The sequence below is a fragment of the Streptomyces sp. MnatMP-M17 genome (genome assembly GCF_900091995.1).
Taxonomy (GTDB): Bacteria; Actinomycetota; Actinomycetes; order Streptomycetales; family Streptomycetaceae; genus Streptomyces.
Genome location: NZ_FMDK01000977.1, coordinates 1 through 7,871, shown reverse-complemented (window position 1 = coordinate 7,871; position 7,871 = coordinate 1). Strand labels below are relative to the sequence as shown.

Below are 7,871 nucleotides of genomic sequence, written 5' to 3'. Positions count from 1 at the left end.
GGGCGCGGGGGCCACGCCCGCCGATGCCGGTTGTCCGCCCGGCCGCCTCCCGCTCCTTCTCCGCAGCCTCTCCCGGCTCCTCCGCGCTCGGCCCTTCTCCGCACTCAGATCCTTCTCCCGCCCGGCTTCCGGCAGGAGCGTCACCACCAGCAGCGCGGAGACCAGCGCCGCGACACCGCAGACCAGCAGCGCGAGGTTCATACCGTGGATGTACGCGGCGTCCGCCGAGGCCGCGAGCCCGGGAACGTCCAGCCGGTCGGCGACGCCCCACCAGAAGTGTTCGAGCAGCCGGCCGCCGATGATCGGGCCGAGCGGGATGCCCGGCGCGGAGGGAGATGTGGGCGGGAGCGGCCGAGGCTCACGAGTGCTGGTAGGCCACCAGTGAGATACCGACGAAGTGCACGACGAACGCGGCCAGCGTGAAGGAGTGGAACACCTCGTGGAAGCCGAACCAGCGCGGTGACGGATTGGGGCGCTTGAGTCCGTAGATCACACCGCCCGCGCTGTAGAGCAGTCCGCCGACGACCACCAGGACGAGCACCGCGATCCCCCCGGTGCGCAGGAAGTCCGGCAGATAGAAGACCGCGGCCCAGCCCATCGCGATGTAGCACGGCGTGTAGAGCCAGCGTGGTGCGCCGACCCAGAACACCCGGAAGGCGATGCCCGCCGCAGCCGCGGCCCAGACCGCCCACAGCAGCGTCCGGCCCGTCGTGTCGGGCAGCAGCAGCATGGTCAGCGGCGTATAGGTGCCCGCGATGATCAGGAAGATATTGGCGTGGTCGAGCCTGCGCAGTACGGCCTCGCCGCGCGGTCCCCAGGTGCCTCGGTGGTATATGGCGCTGACACCGAAGAGCAGGCAGGCGGTCAGTACGTAGATTCCGCACGCGATCCTCGCGCGGAGTGACTCGGTGGTGACGATGAGTGTCACTCCCGCGACCAGCACGGCGGGAAACATTCCCGCGTGCAGCCAGCCGCGCAGCCTCGGCTTGACCATGTTCAACAGCTCGGGCACGGCTTCCGGGCCACCTCGGCTCGCGGTCCTTCCCCCTTCCTGTGGCTGGGGGTTGGCGAGTGGCTCGGGCGAGGCAGGAGTCATGAGTTCATGCTACCTACGGGAGCGTAGGTAGCGTTCGAGCACAAATAACCTCTTGGTCATGTCACATGAGTGGCGATGCTCACGTGGGCGGTCCTCTGGACAGATGGGCGGCTGCGGCGGATGATCATATGAGTGCGGTCGGCACCGGATGAGCGGCTACGAAGCGTCCGGGTCGCAGCCCCCAAGGGGCACAACCTCAAAATCCCTCATCAAGGAGCAATCGTGGCGCGCGATATCGCGGCTCCCCAAACCGCCCCCACCCACCACCAGGAGCTGATCTCCTGGGTCGACGAGATAGCAGCAATCACGCAGCCGGACAGGGTGGTCTGGTGCGACGGGTCCGAGAGCGAGTACGAGCGCCTGTGCGGGGAGCTCGTAGCCAAGGGCACCTTTGTGAAGCTCGACCCGATCAAGCGGCCCAACTCGTACTACGCGGCCTCCGACCCGTCCGATGTGGCACGCGTCGAGGACCGTACGTTCATCTGCTCCGAGAAGGAGGAGGACGCGGGGCCGACCAACCACTGGAAGGCGCCCGCCGAGATGCGGGAGATCTTCACGGGCGACCAGGGCGTCTTCCGTGGTGCGATGCGCGGCAGGACGATGTACGTGGTGCCGTTCTGCATGGGCCCGCTGGGCTCGTCGCTCTCCGCGATCGGTGTCGAGATCACCGACTCCGCGTATGTCGCGGCCTCCATGCGCACCATGACACGGATGGGACAGGCGGTCCTGGACGAACTGGGCGCCGACGGCTTCTTCGTCAAGGCCGTCCACACGCTGGGCGCGCCGCTGGCCGAGGGCGAGGCCGATGTGCCGTGGCCCTGCAACACGACCAAGTACATCTCGCACTTCCCGGAGTCCCGCGAGATCTGGTCGTACGGTTCCGGCTACGGCGGGAACGCGCTGCTCGGCAAGAAGTGCTACGCGCTGCGTATCGCGTCCGTCATGGCGCGTGACGAGGGCTGGCTCGCCGAGCACATGCTGATCCTCAAACTGACACCTCCGCAGGGCGAGTCGAAGTACGTTGCCGCGGCCTTCCCGTCCGCGTGCGGCAAGACGAACCTCGCCATGCTCGAACCGACCGTCTCCGGCTGGACCGTGGAGACGATCGGCGACGACATCGCCTGGATGCGGTTCGGCGAGGACGGCCGGCTCTACGCGATCAATCCCGAGGCGGGCTTCTTCGGAGTCGCGCCGGGCACGGGCGAGCACACCAACGCCAACGCGATGAAGACCTTGTGGGGCAACTCGGTCTTCACGAATGTGGCGCTCACCGACGACGGCGACGTCTGGTGGGAGGGCATGACGGAGGAGGCGCCCGCGCATCTCACCGACTGGAAGGGCGAGGACTGGACACCGGAGTCCGCCACGCCCGCCGCGCATCCCAACGCCCGCTTCACCGTGCCGGCCGGGCAGTGCCCGATCATCGCGCCCGAGTGGGAGGACCCTAAGGGCGTTCCGATCTCGGCCATACTCTTCGGCGGCCGTCGCGCCTCCGCCGTACCGCTGGTCACCGAGTCCTTCGACTGGCAGCACGGCGTCTTCCTCGGAGCCAACGTCGCCTCCGAGAAAACGGCGGCTGCCGAAGGCAAGGTCGGAGAACTGCGCCGGGATCCGTTCGCCATGCTGCCGTTCTGCGGCTACAACATGGGCGACTACATGGGGCACTGGGTCAAGGTCGGCGCCGACGCGGCGGCCCGCGGCCAGGAGTCCAAGCTGCCGAAGATCTACTACGTGAACTGGTTCCGCAAGGACGAGTCCGGCAGGTTCGTCTGGCCGGGCTTCGGCGAGAACAGCCGCGTACTGAAGTGGATCGTGGAGCGGCTGGAGGGCAGGGCCGAGGGCGTCGAGACGCCGATCGGTGTCCTGCCGACCAAGGAGGCCCTGGACACGGACGGTCTGGCGCTCTCCGGGGCCGAGCTGGACTTCCTGCTCTCGGTCGACAAGGAGGTCTGGCGCGAGGAGGCGGCGCTCGTACCCGGACACCTCAACACCTTCGGCGACCATGCGCCGAAGGAGCTGTGGGACGAGTACCACGCGCTGGTGGAACGCCTGCGCTGACACGACGTACCCCGGCCGGGCCGGTCCCATCTCTCGGGACCGGCCCTGTGCCGTCCGTGTCGCTCATTTTCGCGCATCGGGGCCTGCGGCGGTCTCGCGCTCGACGGCGGGAGCGGTCAGACTCAACAGTCATGGACGCAGGGTTAGCCGCGGTATGCGGTGCGTTGGCGGGTACGTTCGCCACCATAGGAGCCGCGTTCGCCGCCGGCCGCACACAGCTCGAATCGGCCCGGATAGCGGCGCACATGGAACACCACCGGCAACGCCGTGAACCACGCCATGGGTTCTACCGGGCGTTCATCGCCGCGATGGAAGAGTTGCAGACGGCGATCGGCCAGCGGAAACCGGGGCCGCACGCCCTGAGCGACTTCACGAGCGCCTATGTACGCGAGTGCCGGGACCGGGCGTCAAGTGTCAAAGCCGTATGGGTGGATGTGGCTCTGGCGGGCCCGGAGAACGTGTCGACGCTGGCGGAGGAGCTCGCCCAGTCGGTCGACGTGATCTCCTCCCTCTGCGCGGACCTCGGGCGGATCAGAGAGGACCACGAGAGAAATCCGGCCGGAAAGCTGCCACAGGACACGATTGCCCTGCTGATCTCCTTCGAGCAGACGGTTCAGCCCATGACGGAGAACCTGCCGAAGTTCAGAAAGGCCGCCCGGAACGCCCTGGACGACAACGGCTTGAGCAATCTCCGCACCTCCTCCCGCCGTACGCGCACGCGCACCCGCTCAACACCATGGTCACCTCTCGTCCCCGACCCCGACCGCACACCGGTGACGGACTCCCGGCCGTGACAGACTCCCGCCCGTGAACCTCGACTCCGTACAGACGCACGGGCGGCCGGCGCTGTTCAGCGCGACCGCGCTGACGGTCCTCGCGCTGCTCGGCGCAAGCGGCTGCACCGGGAGCGACGGCGACAGCGACGGCTCGAAGCCGTCCTCGTCTCCGGTGACCATGCCCGCGACCCGGCCGCCCGCCGACGCGGCCGGCGCCGGGACCGTCTCGGAGGCTCCTCAGCCGTTGCGAGGCGGTCTCGCTCACGGAGCGGTTTCCGTAGCCCCGTTGGGACCGCACCTTACGGATCTCGAAGTCCGTCACACCCTTTGAAGGTGCGAACTACTTCATGCCGCCCAGTCGGTGCAGGAGTGAGAAAGTGCCCGGGCTTGCGATTCCGTTTCAATGATTGAACCGGCGATAAGCGCGTTCGTGTCCAGGGCGAGCCGGCAGCTAATTCGTCAAGTTTCAGGTTCACCGGGACGGAGTTATGGTGGAGCTGGTATGTCTTCCGAAGGGGAGAACGCCATGCGTCCCATCGCGCTGAACGCTCTCCGAGGAGGCCGGGCGGAGGTGGGAAGGAGGCTGCGATGAGCGAGCCGGACGCGGACCGGGCCCGGGACGGGTCCGTACCACTCTCCGCGACACACCTCTCCGCGATCACGCTGAGCGTCAACGGCCGTTCGCGGCGCCTCGAAATCGATCCGCGTACGTCACTGCTCGACGCGCTGCGTGAACATCTGCGGCTGAGCGGCACCAAGAAGGGCTGTGACCACGGGCAGTGCGGAGCCTGCACGGTGCTGGTCAACGGCCGGCGCGTCAATTCCTGTCTGACGCTAGCCGTGATGCGTCAGGATGACGAGATCGTGACGATCGAGGGCATGGGGCAACCGGGCGATCTCAGCCCCATGCAAGCGGCCTTTGTCGAGCGCGACGGCTTCCAGTGCGGCTACTGCACTCCAGGCCAGATCTGTTCGGCGGTCGGCATGCTCGGCGAGGTGGCGGCGGGCTGGCCCAGCCATGCCACCGCCGATGTCTCCTCCGCGCCGATCGAGCTGACCGACGAGGAGCTCCGCGAGCGGATGAGCGGCAATATCTGCCGATGCGCCGCCTATCCGAACATCGCCGCGGCCATCCGTGACGTCGCGGCTCACGGGGACGGGGCGGGTCACGTCGGGGCAGGTCACGCCGCGAAAGGAGGCCCGGAGTGAGGCCCTTCACCTATGAGCGGGCGACGGACGCACGGGCCGCGGTGGCGGCCGTCTCCCGTCCCGGCGCGAAGTTCATCAGCGGTGGCACCAATCTGCTCGATCTGATGAAGCTGGAGATCGAGCGGCCGGACCATCTGGTCGACATCAGCCGGCTGCCTCTGGCGGAGATCGAGGAACTGCCGGACGGAGGACTGCGGATCGGCGCGCAGGCGGCGAACTCCGATGTGGCCGCCGACGCGCGCGTACGCAGCGGCTGTCCGGTCCTGGCCCAGGCGCTTGTCGCCGGAGCCTCGGGTCAGTTGCGCAACATGGCGTCCATCGGCGGCAATCTGTTGCAGCGCACGCGCTGCCCGTACTTCTATGACACGGACTCCGGCTGCAACAAGCGTGATCCCGGCTCCGGTTGTGACGCGATCGGCGGCGTCAACCGGATGCACGCGATCCTCGGCGCGAGCGACTCCTGCATCGCGACGCATCCCTCGGACATGGCCGTCGCGATGACGGCGCTGGAGGCGCGGATCGAACTGCTCGGCGCCGACCGGTCCGTCCGTGCGGTCGCCATCGGCGACTTCTACCGGCTGCCGGGCGACACTCCGCATATCGAGACGGTCCTGCGGCCCGAGGAGATGATCACAGGCATCGTTTTGCCGCCGCCACCGCCGGGCGGACAGCTCTACCGGAAGGTACGCGACCGGGCATCCTACGAGTTCGCGGTGGTCTCCGTGGCGGCGATCGTCTCGACGGACGGGAACATGGTTGCCGACGCCCGGGTGGCGTTCGGCGGTGTGGCGCACAAGCCCTGGCGGTCGTTCGCGGCGGAGGACTCGCTGAGGGACCGGCCCGCCACGATGGCGACCTACCGCGCCGCGGCCGAGGCGGCGATGCGGGACGCCGTGGGACAGGGCGGCAACGACTTCAAGATCGAGCTGGCCAAGCGGACGCTTTGCCGCACGCTGGCCGATGCGGTCGCGGCGGCTCAGGAGCGACCCGGGCACGGGCGAGGCGAGGACAGCCATGGCACGAGCTGAGGAAGCCGAGGAAGAAGCCACACTGATCGGGCAGCCGCTCAACCGCGTCGACGGTCCGCTCAAGGTCACCGGCCGGGCCACCTACGTATACGAGGAGTGGGAAGCCGGCCCGCCGCTCTACGGGTTCATCCTCGGCGCGACCATCGGCAAGGGCCGTATCACGCGGATCGACACCACACGCGCCGAACACCTGCCCGGCGTATGTCTGGTGATGACGTATCACAACGCGCCGCCGCAGGGCTTCCGCGACGAGTCCACCTTCCTGGAGTTTGAGCGCGCCTTCACGGCACTCGCCGATCCGGAGATCCACTTCCACGGTGAGCCGGTCGCGCTCGTCGTCGCGACGACCTTCGAACAGGCAAGGGCGGCGGCCGGTCTCATCGATGTCACGTATGCCGTCGAGCCGGGACGGTACGATTTCGCCGCCCGCCTGGACGACGCCCATCCACCGAAGAAGATGAAGATCGGTCTCCCCGCCGACACCGCGGTGGGCGATTTCGCCGCCGGATTCGCCGCCGCCGATGTCACGGTCGATCAGCACTACACGACGCCCTTGTACTCCGCCCAGCCCATGGAACCGCACGCGTGTCTCGCGGTGCCGCAGGGCGAGGATCTGATCGTCCACACCAGCGTCCAGATCGTGGATATGGCCCGTACCTCCATCGCGAGCACGCTCCGGATGGACGAACGGCGGATCCATGTCGTCAGTCCGTACGTCGGCGGCGGATTCGGCTCCAAGCTGCGCGTCCACTACGAGACGATCCTGGCCGCCATCGCCGCCCGCGCGCTGCGCCGGCCGGTCAAGATCGCGCTGACCAGGCAGCAGACCTTCCCGCTCGTCGGGATGCGGCCCACCTCGCACCAGCATGTCCGCCTCGGCGCCGGACGGGACGGGAAACTCGTCGCGATCGCTCATGACGTCACCATGTCCACCAATCCCGATATGGAGTACGCCGAGCAGACCGCCGTCACCACACGCAGTCTCTATGCCGCTCCCAACCGCGCGACGAGCCACCGGCTGACCTCGCTCGATCTGCCGCGCGGAGAGGACGTCCGCGCGCCGGGCCACGCGCCGGGACTGCTGGCGGTCGAGGCGGCGATGGACGAGCTGGCCCACGAGCTGTCGATGGATCCGGTCGAACTGCGGATCCGCAACGAACCGGAGCTGGATCCCGAACGCGGTGTGCCGTTCAGCGACCGTCATCTGGTCGAGTGTCTGCGCGAGGGAGAGCGCCGGTTCGGCTGGAAGCTCCGCCCGACGAAGCCCGCGACTCTGCGTGAGGGACGGTGGCTGGTCGGATACGGCGTGGCCTCCGCGATCCGTCCTCACCCGCAGTGGGCGACCAGGGTACGGGTCCGGCTGGAGGCGGACGGCACGGCTGTCGTTCAGTCGGACATGACCGACATAGGCACCGGTACGTACACGACGCTGACCCAGGTCGCCGCCGACGGACTGGGACTGCCGCCCGATCGGGTACGCGTCGAGCTCGGCCGTTCCGAGTTCCCGGTCAGCGGCGGCTCCGGCGCCTCCTGGGGCGCGGGCAATTCGAGCACCGCTGTCCACCGCGCGTGCGCGGCCCTGCGCGAGAAGCTGCTCGCCGCGGCGTGCGGCGACGCGCGCTCGCCGCTGTACGGCCGCGATCCCGCGACGGCGGTCCTGGCGGACGGCAGCGTACGCGTCGACGGTGCCGGCGGTGGGCGTGG

8 protein-coding genes are annotated in these 7,871 nt (G+C 68.5%); 6 read left to right on the top strand and 2 right to left on the bottom strand.

Annotated features, from left to right (window positions below):
* Together GA0115259_RS39795 and GA0115259_RS34530 are read right to left on the bottom strand one after the other, a co-directional pair.
* A partial coding sequence (locus tag GA0115259_RS39795) for a hypothetical protein (protein ID WP_141716812.1) occupies positions 1-201 on the bottom strand: 201 nt, incomplete at its 3' end.
* Between the two features lie 157 nt (positions 202-358).
* Entirely contained in the window at positions 359-994 is a 636-nt protein-coding gene (locus GA0115259_RS34530) for a PAQR family membrane homeostasis protein TrhA (protein ID WP_237540706.1), read from the bottom strand.
* A 324-nt stretch (positions 995-1,318) separates the two neighbouring features.
* Here GA0115259_RS34530 and GA0115259_RS34525 point away from each other — a divergent pair, with 324 nt between their 5' ends.
* The 6 genes from GA0115259_RS34525 to GA0115259_RS34500 form a co-directional block, all read left to right on the top strand.
* Entirely contained in the window at positions 1,319-3,154 is a 1,836-nt protein-coding gene (locus GA0115259_RS34525; RefSeq protein WP_093604222.1) for a phosphoenolpyruvate carboxykinase (GTP), read from the top strand.
* 131 nt (positions 3,155-3,285) lie between these two features.
* Positions 3,286-3,948: a hypothetical protein gene (locus GA0115259_RS34520; protein ID WP_141716811.1), complete on the top strand. Its 663-nt coding sequence runs from the start codon at positions 3,286-3,288 to the stop codon at positions 3,946-3,948.
* 13 nt (positions 3,949-3,961) lie between these two features.
* Complete coding sequence (locus GA0115259_RS34515; protein ID WP_093604218.1) at positions 3,962-4,261, top strand: hypothetical protein; 300 nt, start codon at positions 3,962-3,964, stop codon at positions 4,259-4,261.
* 257 nt (positions 4,262-4,518) lie between these two features.
* On the top strand, positions 4,519-5,139 hold the full coding sequence (locus GA0115259_RS34510) for a 2Fe-2S iron-sulfur cluster-binding protein (protein ID WP_093604216.1): 621 nt from the start codon (positions 4,519-4,521) through the stop codon (positions 5,137-5,139).
* On the top strand, positions 5,136-6,167 hold the full coding sequence (locus GA0115259_RS34505) for an FAD binding domain-containing protein (protein WP_093604214.1): 1,032 nt from the start codon (positions 5,136-5,138) through the stop codon (positions 6,165-6,167). The genes GA0115259_RS34510 and GA0115259_RS34505 overlap by 4 nt, the downstream gene beginning before the upstream one ends.
* Positions 6,154-7,871, top strand: a 1,718-nt coding sequence (locus tag GA0115259_RS34500) for a xanthine dehydrogenase family protein molybdopterin-binding subunit (protein WP_237540705.1), incomplete at its 3' end; no start/stop codon positions are given. The genes GA0115259_RS34505 and GA0115259_RS34500, both read left to right, overlap by 14 nt.